Annotated in this window: 19 protein-coding genes; 12 read left to right on the top strand and 7 right to left on the bottom strand. The window is 64.3% G+C overall.

Annotation, left to right across the window (positions count from 1 at the left end):
- The first annotated feature begins 12 nt into the window (after nucleotides 1–12).
- Genes ACILRC_RS00145 through ACILRC_RS00120 form a run of 6 tightly spaced genes read left to right on the top strand, consistent with a single transcriptional unit; the run spans nucleotide 13 to nucleotide 4,015 of the window.
- The gene (locus ACILRC_RS00145; protein WP_395667299.1) at nucleotides 13–831 is read left to right on the top strand and encodes an SDR family NAD(P)-dependent oxidoreductase; all 819 of its coding nucleotides are present in this window, start codon (nucleotides 13–15) and stop codon (nucleotides 829–831) included.
- Nucleotides 824–1,609: an SDR family oxidoreductase gene (locus ACILRC_RS00140; protein WP_395667298.1), complete on the top strand. Its 786-nt coding sequence runs from the start codon at nucleotides 824–826 to the stop codon at nucleotides 1,607–1,609. Before ACILRC_RS00145 ends, ACILRC_RS00140 begins: the two co-directional genes overlap by 8 nt.
- The gene (locus tag ACILRC_RS00135; protein ID WP_395667297.1) at nucleotides 1,606–2,004 is read left to right on the top strand and encodes a dihydroneopterin aldolase; all 399 of its coding nucleotides are present in this window, start codon (nucleotides 1,606–1,608) and stop codon (nucleotides 2,002–2,004) included. Before ACILRC_RS00140 ends, ACILRC_RS00135 begins: the two co-directional genes overlap by 4 nt.
- Complete coding sequence (locus ACILRC_RS00130; RefSeq protein ID WP_395667296.1) at nucleotides 2,001–2,405, top strand: dihydroneopterin aldolase; 405 nt, start codon at nucleotides 2,001–2,003, stop codon at nucleotides 2,403–2,405. Before ACILRC_RS00135 ends, ACILRC_RS00130 begins: the two co-directional genes overlap by 4 nt.
- On the top strand, nucleotides 2,402–3,367 hold the full coding sequence (gene ttcA / locus ACILRC_RS00125; protein WP_395667295.1) for a tRNA 2-thiocytidine(32) synthetase TtcA: 966 nt from the start codon (nucleotides 2,402–2,404) through the stop codon (nucleotides 3,365–3,367). The genes ACILRC_RS00130 and ttcA overlap by 4 nt, the downstream gene beginning before the upstream one ends.
- 3 nt (nucleotides 3,368–3,370) lie before the next feature.
- Nucleotides 3,371–4,015, top strand: a complete 645-nt coding sequence (locus ACILRC_RS00120; RefSeq protein ID WP_395667294.1) for a histidine phosphatase family protein — start codon at nucleotides 3,371–3,373, stop codon at nucleotides 4,013–4,015.
- Nucleotides 4,016–4,028: 13 nt separating this feature from the next.
- Here the strand turns inward: ACILRC_RS00120 and ACILRC_RS00115 are convergent, their stop codons facing one another.
- From ACILRC_RS00115 to ruvB, 3 genes are read right to left on the bottom strand one after another with little or no spacing between them, the layout of a single operon-like run.
- Complete coding sequence (locus ACILRC_RS00115; RefSeq protein WP_395667293.1) at nucleotides 4,029–5,768, bottom strand: cation:proton antiporter; 1,740 nt, start codon at nucleotides 5,766–5,768, stop codon at nucleotides 4,029–4,031.
- 10 nt (nucleotides 5,769–5,778) lie between these two features.
- Complete coding sequence (locus ACILRC_RS00110) at nucleotides 5,779–6,630, bottom strand: EamA family transporter (protein WP_395667292.1); 852 nt, start codon at nucleotides 6,628–6,630, stop codon at nucleotides 5,779–5,781.
- Nucleotides 6,631–6,637: 7 nt separating this feature from the next.
- Nucleotides 6,638–7,696, bottom strand: a complete 1,059-nt coding sequence (gene ruvB, locus ACILRC_RS00105) for a Holliday junction branch migration DNA helicase RuvB (protein ID WP_395667291.1) — start codon at nucleotides 7,694–7,696, stop codon at nucleotides 6,638–6,640.
- Nucleotides 7,697–7,912: 216 nt separating this feature from the next.
- Between ruvB and ACILRC_RS00100 the strand changes: the two genes are divergently transcribed.
- Nucleotides 7,913–8,926 carry a carbonic anhydrase gene (locus ACILRC_RS00100; RefSeq protein ID WP_395667290.1) on the top strand — a complete coding sequence of 338 codons (1,014 nt, stop codon included), beginning with the start codon at nucleotides 7,913–7,915 and terminating at the stop codon, nucleotides 8,924–8,926.
- Nucleotides 8,927–8,965: 39 nt separating this feature from the next.
- Here the strand turns inward: ACILRC_RS00100 and ruvA are convergent, their stop codons facing one another.
- A complete protein-coding gene (gene ruvA / locus ACILRC_RS00095; RefSeq protein WP_395667289.1) occupies nucleotides 8,966–9,538 on the bottom strand; it encodes a Holliday junction branch migration protein RuvA in 573 nt (190 codons plus the stop codon).
- A 60-nt stretch (nucleotides 9,539–9,598) separates the two neighbouring features.
- Between ruvA and ACILRC_RS00090 the strand changes: the two genes are divergently transcribed.
- From ACILRC_RS00090 to ACILRC_RS00080, 3 genes are all read left to right on the top strand, one after another.
- Nucleotides 9,599–10,618 carry a PhoH family protein gene (locus ACILRC_RS00090; RefSeq protein WP_395667288.1) on the top strand — a complete coding sequence of 340 codons (1,020 nt, stop codon included), beginning with the start codon at nucleotides 9,599–9,601 and terminating at the stop codon, nucleotides 10,616–10,618.
- Nucleotides 10,618–11,064, top strand: coding sequence for an rRNA maturation RNase YbeY (ybeY, locus tag ACILRC_RS00085; RefSeq protein ID WP_395667564.1), 447 nt, complete (start codon nucleotides 10,618–10,620; stop codon nucleotides 11,062–11,064). The genes ACILRC_RS00090 and ybeY overlap by 1 nt, the downstream gene beginning before the upstream one ends.
- Nucleotides 11,065–11,163: 99 nt before the next feature.
- Nucleotides 11,164–11,973, top strand: coding sequence for an alpha/beta hydrolase (locus ACILRC_RS00080; protein ID WP_395667287.1), 810 nt, complete (start codon nucleotides 11,164–11,166; stop codon nucleotides 11,971–11,973).
- Between the two features lie 33 nt (nucleotides 11,974–12,006).
- On the opposite strand, the gene dtd is transcribed toward ACILRC_RS00080, so the two are convergent.
- A complete protein-coding gene (dtd, locus tag ACILRC_RS00075) occupies nucleotides 12,007–12,483 on the bottom strand; it encodes a D-aminoacyl-tRNA deacylase (protein WP_395667286.1) in 477 nt (158 codons plus the stop codon).
- A 46-nt stretch (nucleotides 12,484–12,529) separates the two neighbouring features.
- Nucleotides 12,530–13,774, bottom strand: a complete 1,245-nt coding sequence (tyrS, locus tag ACILRC_RS00070; protein ID WP_395667285.1) for a tyrosine--tRNA ligase — start codon at nucleotides 13,772–13,774, stop codon at nucleotides 12,530–12,532.
- Between the two features lie 145 nt (nucleotides 13,775–13,919).
- On the opposite strand from tyrS, the gene ACILRC_RS00065 reads away from it, so the two are divergent.
- Nucleotides 13,920–15,281, top strand: coding sequence for a peptidoglycan DD-metalloendopeptidase family protein (locus tag ACILRC_RS00065; protein WP_395667284.1), 1,362 nt, complete (start codon nucleotides 13,920–13,922; stop codon nucleotides 15,279–15,281).
- A gap of 19 nt (nucleotides 15,282–15,300) precedes the next feature.
- Nucleotides 15,301–16,428 carry an anhydro-N-acetylmuramic acid kinase gene (locus tag ACILRC_RS00060; protein ID WP_395667283.1) on the top strand — a complete coding sequence of 376 codons (1,128 nt, stop codon included), beginning with the start codon at nucleotides 15,301–15,303 and terminating at the stop codon, nucleotides 16,426–16,428.
- Between the two features lie 16 nt (nucleotides 16,429–16,444).
- Here ACILRC_RS00060 and erpA read toward each other — a convergent pair whose 3' ends face one another.
- A complete protein-coding gene (gene erpA / locus ACILRC_RS00055; RefSeq protein ID WP_395667282.1) occupies nucleotides 16,445–16,810 on the bottom strand; it encodes an iron-sulfur cluster insertion protein ErpA in 366 nt (121 codons plus the stop codon).
- Nucleotides 16,811–16,820 lie beyond the last annotated feature (10 nt).

Genomic DNA, 16,820 nt, shown 5'->3' with positions numbered 1-16,820 from the left:
GATTGTCCCCCAATGTCTGCCACCCCTTTGGTTCCCCACCCTGCCCCAAAACCGCACGCCCTGCCGCCGCACGGGGTGCCCACGGTGCTGGTCACTGGCGCGGCCAAACGGCTGGGGCGCAAGATCGCGCTCAAGCTGGCAGCCAACGGCTGGCGCGTCGGTGTGCATTACCGCGACTCGGTGGAAGAGGCGCGGCGCACCACGGCGGAGTGCGCGCAACTGACGCCGGGTGCGGCGGCGTTTCGATCCAACCTGGGCAACGAGACGGCGGTGCGCAACCTGGTGCCCACGGTGCTTACGGAGTTTGGTCACCTTGACGCGGTGGTCAACTGCGCCTCGACCTTCGAGCATGACACGGCAGCCACCTTCAGCTTCGAGGCGATGGAAAAACATATGCGCTCCAACGCAGGTGCCGCCATCCTGATCAGCCAGGCCCTGCACACCCACCTTGGCGTGCGTGCCAAGGCCGACCCGGATGTGCGCGGCGTGGTGGTCAATCTGCTGGATCAAAAGGTCTGGAACACCACGCCAGACTTTGTCAGCTACACCCTGTCCAAGGCAGCGCTGGATGCTGCCAACAGCATGTTGGCGCTGGCGCTGCAACCGCTGGTTCGGGTGGTAGGCATTGCACCCGACACCACCCTGACTGCGCCCATGCTCAAGGGCGAAACCTTGGCCCACCTGCAAGGCCGCATGCAAGGCCCACTGCCTGCGGGTGTCACCGCCTCCGCGCTGGATGCCTCAGCGGCGGTGCTGCTGGTGCTGCAAGACCCCAGCATCAGCGGCACCACCCTGCTGGTGCAAGACCCTCCCGGACACGCCGATGCGTAAGCAGGTGCTTGTCACCGGCGGCGCGCAGCGCCTGGGCGCCCTCCTGTGCCGCCAGTTCGCACAGGCTGGGTGGGAGGTTTGGTGCCACTACCAACGCTCTGGCGCGGCGGCGCAGCAACTGGTGCAAAGCCTGCGCGACCAGGGTGCCGTGGCGCACCCAGTGCAGGCTGATCTGGCGGTGGAAGCCGAACGCGCCGCCATGGTGGCGCACATCGTGGCGCAGGCCGGTACCCTGCACTGCCTTATCAACAACGCATCGTCATTTGAAGAGGACCGGGCCGACGCGTTCTCGGTGGAGTTAGTGCGCCAGCAGCTCGAAGTCAATTTGCTGGCACCGCTGGCACTCGCGCAGCACATGGCGCACCACGTGCCGCCCGACAGCCCGTCCGGCGCGTGCAGCGTGTTGCACCTGCTCGACCAAAAGGTGTTCAACCTCAACCCGGATTACTTCTCTTACACCGTCTCCAAACTCGCGCTGGAGCGCGCAGTGGCCCTGCAGGCGCAAGCGCTGGCACCGCGTATTCGGGTTTGCGGTGTGGCCCCCGGCTTGATGTTCTTGAGCGGCCCACAAAGCCAGGACAACTTTGACCGGGCCAGCCGCGTCAACCTGCTGCAAGCCGCCATCGACCCGGCCCAGGTGGCGGCCACCTGCGTCTTCCTGGCCAGCAACCCCTGCATCACCGGTACTACCGTGTCCGTCGACAATGGACAGCACCTGGTCCCACTCGCACGCGATGTGATGTTCGCGGTGGACGGACAGCACAAGGCAACACCATGACCCTCGACCCACTGACCCACCTCGCGTTGGAATGCCGGCGCATTTTTTTGCGGGACCATGTGGTGCTGGTACGCATCGGCGCCCACGACTTTGAGAAAACCCAGGCGCAGCGCGTGGTGTTCAACATAGAGCTGTTTGTGCCCTACGCCGCGTCCACACCGCAAGCTGACAAGCTGGCCGAGGTAGTGGACTACGACTTTGTGCGCACCGTCATCGCCCGGCGCGTGGCCACCGGCCATGTGGAACTGCAAGAGACCTTGTGCGACGACCTGGCAACCCAGCTGCTGGACCACCCACAAGTGCGCGCTGTGCGCCTGTCCAGCTGCAAACCCGATGTGTACCCGGACTGCGCCGGCGTGGGTGTGGAGGTATTTCGAATGAAAGACACGGCATGAACCCCAGCACCGGCAACCAGACCCTGACCCTCACCGGCTTGCGCTTCAACGCCAGCCTGGGCATTTTGGAATCAGAAAAAGTTGAGCCCCAGCCGATACAGGTCGATGCCGAGCTGTGTCTGGGTCGCCAGCCGCTGCTGCCACGGGATGACGAAATCAACCATGTGCTGGACTACCGCAAAGTGCGCCAGATCATCATCGACGAGTGCACCGCAGAGCATGTTAATTTGCTGGAAACCCTGATCGGTAAACTCAGCCACCGCCTGATGCAACTGCCCGGCGTGCTGGGTACGCGGATCAAAATTGCCAAGCTCGAAATTTTTGCGGACTGCGAAGTCGCCATCCGCATGGAAACCGGCCACTGGGGCGCGACCCAAGCGGCCCAAGGAGAGCAGCCATGAGCGCCGTCTGGATAGAAAGCGACAGCACGCCCGCAGCCGCCACCGCAACCCCCATCGCACCCGATGCTGCGCAGGCGGTGCTGCCGGCCAAGATCGAGCGCGAAACCCACAAGCTAGAGAAGCGCCTGTGCCGCCAAGTGGGCCAGGCCATCATGGACTTCAACATGATTGAAGAGGGCGACCGGGTGATGGTCTGCGTCTCGGGCGGCAAGGACAGTTACGGCATGCTCGACATCCTGCTCAAAATGCAGCAGCGCGCACCCATCCGCTTTGAGCTGATCGCGGTCAACCTCGACCAAAAGCAGCCGGGCTTTCCAGACCATGTCCTGCCCGAATACCTCAAGCAAGTGGGCGTGCCGTTTCACATTGAAACCCAAGACACCTACAGCATCGTCAAGAAGGTGATCCCCGAAGGCAAGACCATGTGCAGCCTGTGCAGCCGCTTGCGCCGTGGCATTTTGTACCGGGTGGCCGACGAGCTCAAGGTGACCAAAATCGCACTGGGCCACCACCGAGATGACATGCTGCAAACCTTCTTTTTGAATATGTTTTTCGGCGGCAAGCTCAAGGGCATGCCGCCCAAGCTGGTCAGTGACGACGGCGGCCATATCGTGATTCGCCCGCTGGCCTACGTGGCTGAGAAGGATTTGACGCGCTGGGCTGCCCACCGCGCTTTCCCCATCATTCCCTGCACTTTGTGTGGCAGCCAAGAGAACCTGCAACGCAAGCAGATTGGCAACATGCTGCGCGACTGGGAGAAAAAATACCCCGGTCGCATCGAGAGCATGTTCACCGCCTTGCAAAACGTGGTGCCCTCGCACCTGATGGACACGCAGCACTTTGACTTCAAAAACATCCGCACCACCGGGGTAGCCAACCCCGACGGCGACACCGCCTTCGATACCCCAGAGCTACCCACACCCAGCCTGGCTGGCATGCGGCTGGTGTCCCAGGACGAGTAGGGCGTGGTCAGCACCCGCATCATCGCGGTCCGCCATGGCGAGACCGACTGGAACGTGGCTACACGGCTACAAGGCCATACCGACATTGCACTCAATGCCAACGGCCAGTGGCAGGCGATCCAGGTGGCGCATGCGCTAGCCGACGAGGCAATAGACCGGGTGTACTCCAGCGACCTGTCGCGCGCGCGCAGCACCGCCCAAGCCATTGCCGACCACAACCGCCACCCCAGCGCGCGGGAAGTGCATGTGCACCCCGGTTTGCGCGAACGCGGCTTTGGCGTGTTCGAGGGCCACACCTACGAGGCCATTGCCATGCAGTGGCCCGAAGACTCGCTGCGCTGGAAGCGACGCGAACCCGACTTCGCGCCCAGCGGCGGCGAGAGCCCAGCGCAGCTCATGGCGCGGGTGCAACAGACTCTGGATGCATTGGCCGCGCCGCACCTAGGCGGACAGATTGCGCTGGTGGCGCACGGTGGCGTGCTAGACATGCTCTACCGCATAGCTACGCGCCAAACTGTGAGCGCACCGCGCAGCTGGGAGTTGGGCAATGCCGCGATCAATCGCTTGTTGTGGACGCCCGACGGACTGTCGTTGGTTGGCTGGGGCGATACGCGCCACCTGGAGACTGAAGGCATCCGGCCTGCCTGACGCGGGCCTCGCATCAGGCTTGGCTGACGCGGGCCTCGCGCTCGGCCTGCACCGTGTGTGCGATGTCGGCCTCCGACAAGCCCGCCGCTTGCAACGCAAACGACGAGAGCTGCAAACCCGCCTCCAGTGTTTCGGGAACCACCGCCGTGGCGCCTGCCGCCAACAGGTCGCGGGCATGCTGCTCGTCGCGCGAGCGTGCATAGATCGGCAAGGCGGGATAGGCCTCACGCGCAGCCTTCACCGTGTGCATGGCGGCTGCGGGATGGTCCATGGTGACCACCAGCGCAATGGCAGACTCTGCCCGCAGCTTGTGCAGCAGCTCGGGCCGGGCTGCATTGCCAAAAAGGACGGGGCGCCCCTGGTGCACCCCGTGGGCCACCACGCTGGCGTCGTGGTCCACGGCCACATACGGGATGTGCTGTTGGTGCAGCAGGTCGGCCATCAGCAGGCCCACCCGCCCGTGACCGGCAATGATGACGTGGCCGGCACGGTGGGAAGTGAGCAGCGCATTCCAGGCCGGCGCCGATGGAGAGTGATGCTCTAGGCGCTCGCCCAGGCGCCCACCGAGGTGCGCGCCCAGCTTGGCAAACAAAGGCGTGGCCATCAAGCTGAGGCTGACCACCAGCAGCATGAACTGCGCGACGTCGCCACCGAGCACGCCACTGACGGCAGCGGCGCCCACCACGATGAAGGCGAACTCACCGCCCTGCGCCAGCAGCATGCCGCCCTCCAGTGACTTGCCCCAGGGCAGACCGCCCAGCCGCAAAACCCCGGAGGTCACCGCGGTTTTCACCAGCATCAAACCCAGCACCGAAAGGGCAATCCACACCGGATCGCGCAGCACCTCGCGCGGGTCAATCGACATGCCCACCGACATGAAGAACAGGCCCATTAGCAGGCCCTTGAAGGGCTCGATGGTCAGCTCCACTTCGTGCCGGTACTCGGTTTCCGCCAGCAGCAAGCCCGCCAGAAACCCCCCCAGCGCCAGCGACAGGCCAGCCAACGCAGTGGCCGCCGCTGTGCTGAGCGCAATCAAGAGCGTGAGCGCCATAAACACCTCGGGCTGGTGCTGGCGCGCAAAGGTGCGAAACAGCAGCCGGATGGGTTTGCGCCCCAGAAAAAAGATCAGCAGCACCACACCCACCGACTTCAGCAGCGTCGCCCCGACCACGAAGGCCACGCTGTCGGCCGGGCGGTTGCCCAAGATGTCGACCAGGATCACCAGCGGCACCACCGCCAGATCCTGCAGCATCAGAATCGCAAACGTGGCCTGGCCCAGCGGTTTGGCCAAATTGCGTTGTTGCGTCAGCAGTTGCATCACCACCGCCGTGGACGACAAAGACAAAACCAGCCCCAGCACCAGCGCAACTGACGGCCCGTTGCCAAAGGCATAAGCCAGCGCACCCAGCACCAAGGCACACAGCAGCACCTGCGCCGTGCCGGCGATGAACACCCAGCGGCGCAAGGCCCACATGCGTGGCACCGAGAGCTCCAGCCCAATCAGAAACATCAAGAAAATCACGCCCAACTCGCCCAGCGCGGCCACACCGGGCCCTTTGGGAAACGTGAAGTTCTCCAGCCAAGGCCAGCGGTCCACCCACAGCGCAAAGCCATGCGGGCCGACGAGCACGCCGACCACCAAAAAGCCCAGCACCTGATTGAAGCGCAGCCGCTGCAGAAGCGGAATCAGGATGCCCGCCAGGGCCAGGAACAGCAAGGTTTCGCGCAGGTAAGGAATGGGGGCGTGTTCCACGAGACGCCCTCTAGCGTTGCGCCGTGACCGAGCTGCCAGCAGCCGCCAGCATGGTGCAGCCAATGGCCAGCCATTGCAGCGCGCTCAGATGCTCACCCAACAAGACCAAGCCCAACAAGGCGGCCACTGCAGGCTCCATGCTGATCATGATGCCAAACGCCTCTTTGGGCAGCCGCTTGAGAGCCACCATTTCCAGCGAGATCGGCACCGCGCTTGACACCGCAGCCACTGCCAAGCCAAACAGCAAAGGGTGTGGGTCCCACAGCGCAGTGCCCGCTTCCCACACCCCTATCGGCACCACCACGACCGCAGCCACTGCCAGGCCTAAAGCCACCGATTGGCCGGCGTGCAGGTGGTCCACCCGTTTGCCAAATACGATGTAGGCCGCCCAAAACATGGCAGCCGCCAGGGCGTAGGCCACGCCCACCGGGTCCAGCGCAGCGGCGGATCCGTGGATCGGCAGCAGCAGCCCCAGGCCCAGCACCGCCAACGCAAGCCAGACAAAGTCAATCCGTTTGCGTGAAGACCACAGCGCCACCGTCAGCGGCCCCGAAAACTCGATGGCCACGGCCACCCCGAAGGGGATGGTGCGCAGCGACATGTAGAACAGCAGGTTCATCAGCCCCAACGCGATGCCGTAGCGCACGATGGACAGCGCATCCTTGCGCGACAGCGCCCAGCGCCAAGGCCGCCACAAAGCGAGCAGGATCAGCGCCGAGAACCCCACCCGCAATGAGGTCGTACCCAATGCACCAATCACGGGAAAAAGCTGCTTGGCGTACGAGGTGCCAATGCCCAACGCGGTCACCGAGCCCAACACCGCCAGCAGCGGTACGGCGGTGGCTTGGGGGCTTGCGGCCATCACGCGCCTACAAGCCCAGCAGGTCGGAGCTGGCCTGCGGCGGCGCGACCCCCAGGTGCCGGTAGGCGGCCAGGGTGGCAATGCGCCCGCGCGGGGTACGTTGCAAAAAGCCCTGCTGGATCAGGTAGGGCTCGATCACATCCTCGATGGTTTCACGCTCTTCGCCGATGCTTGCGGCAATGTTGTCCAGCCCCACTGGGCCGCCATCGAAGCGGTGCACCACTGCCTCCAGCAGCTTGCGGTCCATCAGGTCAAAGCCCTGCGGGTCCACATCCAGCATGGCCAGCGCACGGTTGGCGATGTCTTGGGTGATGCTGCCGCTGCCCTTCACGTCGGCGTAATCGCGCACCCGGCGCAGCAGCCGGTTGGCAATGCGCGGCGTGCCGCGCGAGCGCCGTGCAATCTCAAAACCACCGTCCGGATCCATGGGCACCTGCAGCAAACCGGCGCTGCGGGTGACGATGCGCAGCAACTCCTCGGCGCTGTAAAACTCCAGCCGGGCGACGATGCCAAAGCGGTCGCGCAGCGGGTTGGTGAGCATGCCAGCGCGGGTGGTGGCACCGACCAGCGTGAAGGGTTGCAAGTCGAGCTTGATGGAGCGTGCCGCCGGGCCCTCGCCAATCATGATGTCGATCTTGTAGTCCTCCAATGCGGGGTACAGGATTTCTTCGACCACCGGGCTTAGGCGGTGGATTTCATCAATGAAGAGAACGTCGTTCTTTTCCAGGTTGGTCAAGAGCGCCGCGAGGTCTTTGGGCTTTTCCAGCACCGGCCCGCTGGTCTGGCGCAGGTTCACCCCCAGCTCGTGGGCGATGATGTGCGACAGCGTCGTTTTGCCCAAGCCCGGCGGGCCAAACAGCAGCACATGGTCCAGGGCTTCGCTGCGCATGCGCGCTGCGCCAATAAAGATCTCCAACTGCTCGCGCACCTTGGCCTGGCCTACGTATTCGTCCAGCAGCTTGGGGCGCAGTGCGCGCTCAATGGCCTCTTCTTGCGGCGAGTTGGGCACGCCAGACACCACCCGGGCGGGCGGCAAGGCAGAAAGGTCGTCGGTTTGAATGCTCAAGGGAAACAGGGTCCAAACAGGGCGCCGGGCGCGGGTGCCGGGCTCTGCGCACTATAGCGCGCTGCCCACGCGAAACTGCGGCTTGCACGCGGGGCCGAAGTGGGCGCGATAGAGCGGTACGCTCAAGTTGCAGGGCGGCCCAGCCGATACCATAGTGTTCGTCGCGGGGCTTGTGCCGTCCTGCGCGCTGTGCACCACCCCAACGCCGAAATCGCCATGAAGTTGTCCTCCACCTTGCTGCTGGCGCTTGCGCTGTTGGCACCGGCTGCGCATGCCAACGAAGCGGCAGCCAAGGCGCCTGCTGTCAAGGCCTCGGGTGCGTCGGCCACGCCCCAGTCACCTGCCGCCTTGGGCGACCAGGTCCGCGCAGCACTGGCGACCCGGGTGCTACCCAACAAGACCTTGACCTTGTCGGCCCCGAACCAGGGCGGCGCCAGACCCGCCCCATCTGGACCAGCCATTTCCGCACAGGCCACCGCGCCAGCGAGCTCGTCGGCCATTCCAACACCTGCGGTTTCCACGTTTGCCGGCGCCGCCTTCGCAGGCCAACGCAGCGGCAATGAGGGCCCCGCCAACGCAAGGTCCCCCGCGACCATGCGCGCTTCGGGGACCGACCTGTGCACCACAGGCAAGCGCCAGTCGCCGATTGCCATCGCCGATGGCGCGACCTTGCTGGGCCCGGCCGAAGCGTTGCAGTTCAGCTACTTGCCCAGCGCCGGTTCGGTGGTCAACACCGGCCAGACCATCCAGGTTGATGTGGAGGGCAGCAACACCTTGGTGGTACGCGGCTCGCGCTACCAACTGGTGGAGTTCTACTTTCGCACGCCTTCAGAGGCGCAAATCAACGGCAAGCACTACGCCATGTCCGCGCACTTGGTCCACAAAAACGAGGCGGGGCAGTTGGCTGTGGTGGCGGTGCTGCTAGAGCAGGGCGCCAGCAACCCGGTGGTGGACACGGTGTGGACGCACCTTCCCTTGGACACCCAGGACCGGGTGCGGGTACCGCCTGAGCAGCTCAAGCTCAGCGACCTGCTGCCGACCGACCAGCGCTACTACCAATACATCGGCTCGCTGACCACACCGCCGTGCACCGAAGGTGTGTTGTGGCTGGTGCTCAAATCGCCGGTGCAAATCAGTGCCGCGCAGTACACCTTGTTCACCCAACTGTTTCCCAACAACGCACGCCCATTGCAGCCGCGCAACGGTCGCCCGGTGCGCGAGGCTCAGTAAGGGGTACTGTGCAGCCGGCTGGGCCAGGCGCCTTTGGCCCTACTTGGCCAGCGCGCGCAGCGCGAGCTTGATGCCCTCGCTCACGCCCACATCGGTGGGCAGTGCTTTGAGGCTGGCCGCAGCTTCTTTGTCGCTGTAGCCCAGCGCCAGCAGGGCCTGCAAGATGTCGGCCTGCGCCGCGTCGACTGCGCCGGCAGACGCGCCGATGTCGGCGCCGATCTTGCCTTTGAGTTCCAGCAGCAGCCGCTCGGCGGTTTTCTTGCCGATGCCAGGCACCTTCATCAAGCGACCGACCTCTTGCAGCGTGACCGCTTGGGCCAAGTCGGCCACGCCCATGCCAGAGAGCACGGACAATGCAGTGCGCGGCCCCACGCCCGCGATTTTGATTAGCTCGCGAAACGCGGCGCGCTCGGCCGCCGAGCCAAAGCCGTACAGAATTTGAGCGTCCTCACGCACCAAGAAGTGGGTCAGCAACACCACCTTGTGCCCCAGCGCGGGCAGGTTGTAGAAGGTACCCATAGGCACCTGCAGTTCGTAACCCACGCCGCCACAGTCCACGGTGATGGTGGGCGGGTTCTTGTCGCACAGGGTGCCGGTGAGTTGGCCGATCATTTGTTGCCTATCATGGGTGGCTGCACGTTTGCTGTGCCAAAGCCTTGAGGAATTATCCGCGTGATTCTGAGACATCTTTTTTCGCCCCCCAACAACAACCGCCTCGCGCACCTGTGTGGCCCCACCGATGAGCATCTGCGCACCATCGAGCAGGCGCTGGAGGTGCGTATCGCGCACCGCCACGAGCAGTTCAAAGTCGAAGGACCCAAGGCCAAGGCGCAACGGGCGATGGAGCTGCTGCAGGCGCTGTACGAAATCGCCGAGCGCCCCATCAGCCCCTCCACGGTGCAGCTGATGCTGTCGGGCGACGGCTACGCACAAGCCGCCGACGAACCCACGCTGCACACCCGCCGCGCCGACCTCAAGCCGCGCAGCGCCAACCAGGCGGTCTACCTGGACAACATCGCCGAGTTCGACATCACCTTAGGGATCGGCCCCGCCGGTACTGGCAAAACCTACCTGGCAGTGGCGGCGGCAGTGGACGCTCTGCAGCGCAGCGCGGTGCAACGCATCGTGCTCACCCGTCCCGCCGTGGAAGCGGGCGAGCGCCTGGGATTTCTGCCGGGCGACCTCAACCAAAAGGTGGACCCCTACCTGCGTCCTTTGTACGACGCGCTCTACGACCTGATGGGTTACGAGCAGGTGCACAAAGCGTTTGAGCGCCACGCGCTGGAGATCGCGCCGCTGGCGTTCATGCGCGGGCGCACGCTCAACAACGCCTTCGTGATCCTCGACGAGGCCCAGAACACCACGCCCGAGCAAATGAAGATGTTCCTCACCCGCGTGGGCTTGGGCACCAAGACCGTCATCACCGGCGACGTGAGCCAGATCGACTTGCCCAAGGCGCAGGCCAGCGGTCTTGTCGAGGCGGAGCGGGTGTTGCGCCGGGTGCCGGGCATTGCGATCACGCACCTCACCAGCGCCGACATCGTGCGCCACCCGCTGGTGGCGCGCATCGTGGACGCCTACGATGCCGCGCGCCTGTCCGAGCTGGCCGCGCCTGAGCCAGTGGAAGACGCCCCACGCACCGGCCTGCCCAAGACCCGCTCACCCCGCGCCGCACAGCGCAGCGCGCTGTGATGTTGCCCCTCCTTGCGCTCTCACTGCAGTTCGGTGCATTGCAAAGCGCCGCGATCCACCGCGCCGCCCTGCCGCGCCACAAGGTGGCACGGTGGATCCGCCACGCGCTGGCCAGCGACGCCGAGATCACGGTGCGCATCGTCGACGCCGAAGAGGGGCACGGCCTCAACCGCGACTACCGAAAGAAAGACTACGCCACCAACGTGCTGACCTTCGACTACACCCAGCAACCTGTGGTCTGTGCCGACCTGGTGCTGTGCGCGCCGGTAGTGGCGCAAGAGGCCCTGGCCCAGGGCAAGACGCTGCAAGCCCACTACGCCCACTTGATCGTGCACGGCACCCTGCACGCCCAGGGTTGGGACCACGCGCAGGACGGCGAAGCAACGGCGATGGAACAACGCGAGACCGAGATTTTGTTGCGGCTGGGGTTTGGCGCACCGTACTGAGTCGGGGCGTGTGTTCCACACGGGGCGTTTGGGGGTGGTCGTTTGGGGGTCGCTGAACACAATGCGCGACCCATCGCAACCGACCCCTGAAAGTACCCCATGGAAACCACCCTCTCGCACGCCCACCCCGTCGTCTTTGTCCATGGCCTGTGGCTGCACGCCCAGTCCTGGAACCCCTGGATCGAATGCTTTGCGCAACAGGGCTACCAGGCGAGCGCGGCCGCTTGGCCAGGCGACGCCAGCACCACCGAGGAAACGCGCAGTAAACCCGCAGCCCTAGCCGGCTACGGCGTGGCCGATATTGCGGACCATATCGCGCGGCACATCCAGACACTGGACCACCCGCCCATCCTCATCGGGCATTCCTTCGGTGGTTTGATTGTGCAAAACTTGCTGGCGCGCGAACTGGCTGTGGCCGCCATTGCAATCGACCCGGCCCCGATCAAGGGGGTCCAAGAGCTCCCTGGGGCCGCACTGAGGGCAGCGCTCCCGGTGCTGGCAAATCCCTTCAATTTCAAGCGTGCGGTATCGCTCACCGAAGCCCAGTTTCGGTACGGCTTTGCCAACGCGGTCTCGCAGGAAGAAGCCCACGCGCTCTACCAGCGCTACGCCATGCCAGCCCCCGCACGCCCGCTATTCCAGGCCGCCACCGCGATGTTCACGCCCCGCGCTGAAACTGCGGTGCGCGTCGACAACCACCACCGCGGACCACTGCTGCTGATCGCTGGCGGCAAGGACCACACCGTTCCTCCGGTCTTGGTGCACAGCGCAGCGCGCTGCTACCGCAATTCACGGGCCGTGACCGAACTGCACGAGTTTCCAAACCGGGGCCATTCGCTGGTGATTGACAGCGGTTGGAACGAGGTGGCACAGACCTGCTTGGGGTGGCTGAAGTCGCAGGGCATGTAGTCGGCACGCTACGTTGCCGATTTGGGAACGGGTTTACCCGCCGCTTATGCCTGGCGGCGCCACCCGCATCGGAATCGTCACCGGCCCGTCGTTCACCAATTCCACCCCCATGTCGGTGGCGAACTGGCCGGTTTGCACGATGGGATGCGCTTGCCTGGCTTGTGCCACAAAGTGGTCATAGAGCATTCTGCCGTCCTCGGGCAGTGCCGCGCTTTTGAAACTGGGGCGGTTGCCGCCGGACAGATCGGCTGCGAGCGTGAACTGGCTCACCAGCAACAAGCCTCCTTGGGTGCCGGCGCCGTCCATGTCTTGGATGCTGTGGTTCATCTTGCCTTGCGCATCGCCAAACACGCGCAGCTTGAGCAACTTGGCCAGCAGCTTGTCAGCCTCGGCGGTGGTGTCGCCCTGCTCGGCGCAAACCAGCACCAGAAAGCCGCGACCGATTTCCCCGACCACGGCACCATCGACCGTGACGCTGGCGCGCAGCACGCGCTGCACTAACGCTTGCATGCGTGGCCCGTGCTGTGCCTTTGCGCAAGGCGCGATAACAGCACGCTCACGCCAGGGTCACCCGGACAAACTTGCGCTTGCCCACCTGCAGCACGTAGGTGCCCGCGCCCAGTTTGAGGCCCTTGTCGCTCACCACCGTGCTGTCGACTCGCACGCCGCCGCCGTCGATCAGCCGGTTGCCCTCGCCGGTGCTGGCGGCCAAGCCCGTGGACTTGAGCAGCGCACCGATGCCCAGCGCGGTGCCGCCCTCGCCCAAAGACAGCGTGCGTTCGGCAATCTCGTCCGGGATGCCACCTTGGCTGCGGTGGATAAAGTCCTGCTCAGCAGCATCGGCTGCGGCCGCGCTGTGAAAGCGTGCAGTGATTTCCTTGGCCAGCGCCACTTTGGCGTCCTTGGGGTTGCGCCCGGCCGCTACCTCTGCCTTGAGCGCTGCAATGGCGGCCTCGCTTTGGAAACTCAGCAGCATGTACCACTTCCACATCAGCACGTCGGAGATGCTCAGCACCTTGGCAAACATGGTGTTGGGGTCTTCGGAGATGCCGATGTAGTTGTTCTTGCTTTTGGACATCTTCTCGACACCGTCCGTGCCCTCCAACAGCGGCATCGTCAAGATGCACTGAGGCTCCTGGCCGTACTCGGCTTGCAAGGTGCGCCCCATCAGCAGGTTGAACTTTTGGTCGGTGCCGCCCAGCTCCAGGTCGGACGTGAGTGCCACGCTGTCGTAGCCCTGCATCAACGGGTACAAAAACTCGTGCACTGCGATGGGCGTGCCCGCGGCATAGCGTTGGTGAAAGTCGTTGCGCTCCATCATGCGCGCCACCGTATAGCGGCTAGCCAGTGCAATCATGCCGCGCGCGCCCAGCGGATCGCTCCATTCGCTGTTGTAGCGAATTTCGGTTTTGGCGGGGTCCAGCACCAGGCTGGCTTGGCGGTAGTAGGTTTCAGCGTTTTGCTTGATTTGCTCAGGGGTGAGCGGCGGGCGGGTGGAATTGCGGCCACTGGGGTCACCAATCATGCTGGTGAAGTCGCCAATCAAGAAGATGACCGTGTGGCCCAGGTCTTGGAGCTGGCGCATTTTGTTGAGCACCACCGTGTGCCCGAGGTGGATATCGGGCGCCGTCGGGTCCAGACCGAGTTTGATGCGCAGCGGCACGCCCGTGGCCTCCGACTTGGCCAACTTTTTAACCCATTCATCTTGGGGAATCAGTTCCTCGCAACCACGCAGCGTGACTGCCAGCGCCTCCCTGACGTTGTCGCTGACCGCTGTAGTGGGAGTGAGGGCTTGATTCATAAGGGATTTTGGGAGTCCATGGTCGCCGGGCCGCTATACTGCGGCCTCGCTTTTGCAAGGCACAGACAACCCGGCCGGGATTTTAGTCTTGCAACACCCCACTATCGGAGACGCCACCTTGAAGCACATGCGGGTTTTGGCCGCCATGGCAATCGCAGAATCTGCCCAACGGTGGATGCATGCGCACCCGCGCCGGGCGATGGCCTTGGTGGCAGCCTTGCTGCTAAGCGGCAGTGGCTTCACCTTCGCCGTTGCCACCTTGAGCCCCGATGCCGCCGACCTTCCGGTGCAATCCGTGGTCGAAGATGTGCTGCTTCCAGACTTGTCTGCCGCGCCAAGCGCTCTAGAAGCGCAGACCCTCACGCTGTTCCGCTCGGGCCAGACCCGGTCCAGCGACACGGCAGAAACCCTGCTCAAACGCTTGGGCGTATTGGACTCACAGGCTGCTGCGTTTTTGCGAAGCGACGCCAGCGCCCGCCAAGCGCTGCTGGGCCGCAGCGGCCGCAACCTCACGGCCGAAGCCGATGATGCCAACCGGCTGCTGACCCTCACCGCACGCTGGAGCGCCCAAGACGACGGCACATTCAGCCGCCTGACGGTGCAAAGGACCGACGCTGGTTTCACCTCCACGCTGGAAAACCTGCCCCTGACCGCGTCTTCGCGGCTAGCCAGCGGCAGCATCAGCACCTCCTTGTTTGCCAGCACCGACGAAGCCCGCATTCCTGACACGGTGGCGGTCCAGTTGGCCGACATTTTTTCGGGTGACATCGATTTCCACCGGGCCTTGCGCAAGGGTGACCGTTACTCGGTGGTCTACGAGACCCTGGAAGGCGATGGCGAGCCACTGCGCGCCGGTCGGGTGTTGGCGGCAGAGTTCGTCAACAACGGAAAGGTCCACCAAGCCATGTGGTTCCAGGAGGCGCCTGTCGGCGGCGCCGCCAGTGCTGCACCCAGCAACCGAGCCAGGGGCGCTTACTACACCTTGCAAGGCGAAAGCTTGCGCCGCGCCTACCTCGCATCGCCTCTGGAGTTTTCTCGGGTAAGCAGCGGCTTTCAGATGCGCTTTCATCCCATCCTCAAGACATGGCGGGCGCACTTGGGCGTGGACTATGCAGCCGCCACCGGTACTCCGGTGCGCGCCGTGGGTGACGGCGTCGTGGACTTTGCAGGCTGGCAAAACGGCTTTGGCAATGTAGTCATCGTCAAGCACCAGCGCGGCCACCAAACCGTGTACGCCCATCTCAGCAAGATCTCGGTGCGGCGCGGCCAAAGCGTGGCGCAGGGCCAAAACATCGGTGCTGTTGGCGCTACCGGCTGGGCCACCGGCCCCCATTTGCACTTTGAGTTCCGGGTCAACGGTGTCCACGAAGACCCGCAAATCATTGCCCGCCAAAGCGAGTCGGTGCCAGTGAGCGCCGCACTCAGGCCACTCTTCAACCAAGCTGCCCGACAAGTCGGAGCCCAGTTGGCGGCAGCGGCACAGATGCAAGCCAGCCGCGTTGAATAAGGCAAGCGCGGGCCGGCCTGTGTCCCTCAAGCCAGAGCTGTACATCGGTCTCATGTCGGGCACCTCGCTTGACGGCGTGGACGGTGTGTTAGTGGATTTCGCTGGCGACACCATCCAAGTACAGCAGCATGCCACGCTGGCGTTTCCCGAGTCCCTGCGAGCCGAGTTTCTGGCGCTCAACACCGGCACCACCGACGAGTTGCACCGCGCGGCTTTGGCTGGCAACGCGCTCGCGCGCTTGTACGCGCAGGTGGTAGCCGAGTTGCTGGCGCGCAGTGGGAAGGCGACCCACAGCATTGTTGCGGTCGGGGCCCATGGGCAGACGGTGCGCCACCGCCCTCGGGATTTTGACGCCACTGGCTACACCCTGCAGATCAACCAGCCAGCTCTGCTGTCCGAGCTGTGTGGCATGGACGTGGTGGCTGACTTTCGCAGCCGCGACCTCGCTGCTGGTGGCCAGGGAGCGCCGCTGGTTCCACCGTTTCACGCCGCCTTTTTTGGCACACCGGGAGTCAACACAGCGGTGCTCAACATCGGTGGCATCTCCAATCTCACCGTCTTGCGCCCACCTGGCGGTAGCGCGTTGTTGGGTTTTGACTGCGGCCCGGGCAATGCCTTGCTGGACGGTTGGTGCGCCTCCCACACCGGCAAGGCTTACGACGACAACGGCAGCTGGGCGGCCAGCGGACAGGTTCTGCCCGCGCTGCTAGAACGCATGCTTGCCGAGCCATTCTTTGCACTTGCCCCGCCGAAAAGCACGGGGCGCGATCTTTTCAACCGCGAATGGCTGGACCGGCAATTGGCGCAAACCACATCTCCGCAGCGCCCACAAGACGTGCAAGCCACGCTAACCGAGTTGACCGCGCAGGTGTGCGCGGACAGCGTGCTGCGCCACGCGCCAGGGTGCGATACCTTGGTGGTTTGTGGTGGTGGCGCACTCAACGGCTGCCTGATGCAGCGCATCGCGGCACGCTTGGCCCCCAAAGCTGTCATCAGCTCGGAGGCACGTGGGCTGCCCCCCCTGCAAGTGGAAGCCACCGCGTTTGCCTGGCTGGCGCGCCAAGCGGTGCTGCGCAAACCGATTGCACTAGAAAGCGTTACGGGCGCACGAGGCGCCCGTATTCTTGGAGCCATCTACCATGCTTGAGGGCGCTGGCTGTGGCTCAGGTAGAGAACGAAGAGCCACAACCGCAGGTGGTGGTGGCGTTGGGGTTCTTGATCACAAACTGTGCGCCCTGCAGGTCTTCTTTGTAGTCGATCTCCGCGCCCACCAGGTACTGGTAGCTCATGGCGTCAATCAGCAAGGACACACCGTTCTTGGTCATGGTGGTGTCGTCTTCGTTGGTGATTTCATCGAAGGTGAAGCCGTACTGGAAACCCGAACAGCCGCCGCCCTGCACGAACACCCGCAGCTTGAGTTCCGGGTTGCCCTCCTCTGCAATCAGGTCGGCTACTTTGGCCGCGGCACTGTCGGTAAACAGAATGGGGGCCGGCATGTCGGTGTGGATAGCCTCTGCAACTGCGCTCATGGGTGACTCC

Origin of the sequence: Rhodoferax sp., from assembly GCF_044236835.1 — a bacterium.
Classification (GTDB): Bacteria; Pseudomonadota; Gammaproteobacteria; order Burkholderiales; family Burkholderiaceae_C; genus Allorhodoferax.
Note: the sequence above shows the minus strand (reverse complement) of the source record. Positions and strands in the feature narration are given on the sequence as shown.

Excerpts from the sequence above, each read along its gene's own strand:
- ACILRC_RS00145 (WP_395667299.1), top strand. The coding sequence starts at position 13 with ATGTCTGCCACCCCTTTGGTTCCCCACCCTGCCCCAAAACCGCACGCC.
- ACILRC_RS00140 (WP_395667298.1), top strand. The coding sequence starts at position 824 with ATGCGTAAGCAGGTGCTTGTCACCGGCGGCGCGCAGCGCCTGGGCGCC.
- ACILRC_RS00135 (WP_395667297.1), top strand. The coding sequence starts at position 1,606 with ATGACCCTCGACCCACTGACCCACCTCGCGTTGGAATGCCGGCGCATT.
- ACILRC_RS00130 (WP_395667296.1), top strand. The coding sequence starts at position 2,001 with ATGAACCCCAGCACCGGCAACCAGACCCTGACCCTCACCGGCTTGCGC.
- ttcA (WP_395667295.1), top strand. The coding sequence starts at position 2,402 with ATGAGCGCCGTCTGGATAGAAAGCGACAGCACGCCCGCAGCCGCCACC.
- ACILRC_RS00110 (WP_395667292.1), bottom strand. The coding sequence starts at position 6,630 with ATGGCCGCAAGCCCCCAAGCCACCGCCGTACCGCTGCTGGCGGTGTTG.
- ACILRC_RS00100 (WP_395667290.1), top strand. The coding sequence starts at position 7,913 with ATGAAGTTGTCCTCCACCTTGCTGCTGGCGCTTGCGCTGTTGGCACCG.
- ruvA (WP_395667289.1), bottom strand. The coding sequence starts at position 9,538 with ATGATCGGCCAACTCACCGGCACCCTGTGCGACAAGAACCCGCCCACC.
- ybeY (WP_395667564.1), top strand. The coding sequence starts at position 10,618 with ATGTTGCCCCTCCTTGCGCTCTCACTGCAGTTCGGTGCATTGCAAAGC.
- ACILRC_RS00080 (WP_395667287.1), top strand. The coding sequence starts at position 11,164 with ATGGAAACCACCCTCTCGCACGCCCACCCCGTCGTCTTTGTCCATGGC.
- dtd (WP_395667286.1), bottom strand. The coding sequence starts at position 12,483 with ATGCAAGCGTTAGTGCAGCGCGTGCTGCGCGCCAGCGTCACGGTCGAT.
- tyrS (WP_395667285.1), bottom strand. The coding sequence starts at position 13,774 with ATGAATCAAGCCCTCACTCCCACTACAGCGGTCAGCGACAACGTCAGG.
- ACILRC_RS00065 (WP_395667284.1), top strand. The coding sequence starts at position 13,920 with ATGGCAATCGCAGAATCTGCCCAACGGTGGATGCATGCGCACCCGCGC.
- erpA (WP_395667282.1), bottom strand. The coding sequence starts at position 16,810 with ATGAGCGCAGTTGCAGAGGCTATCCACACCGACATGCCGGCCCCCATT.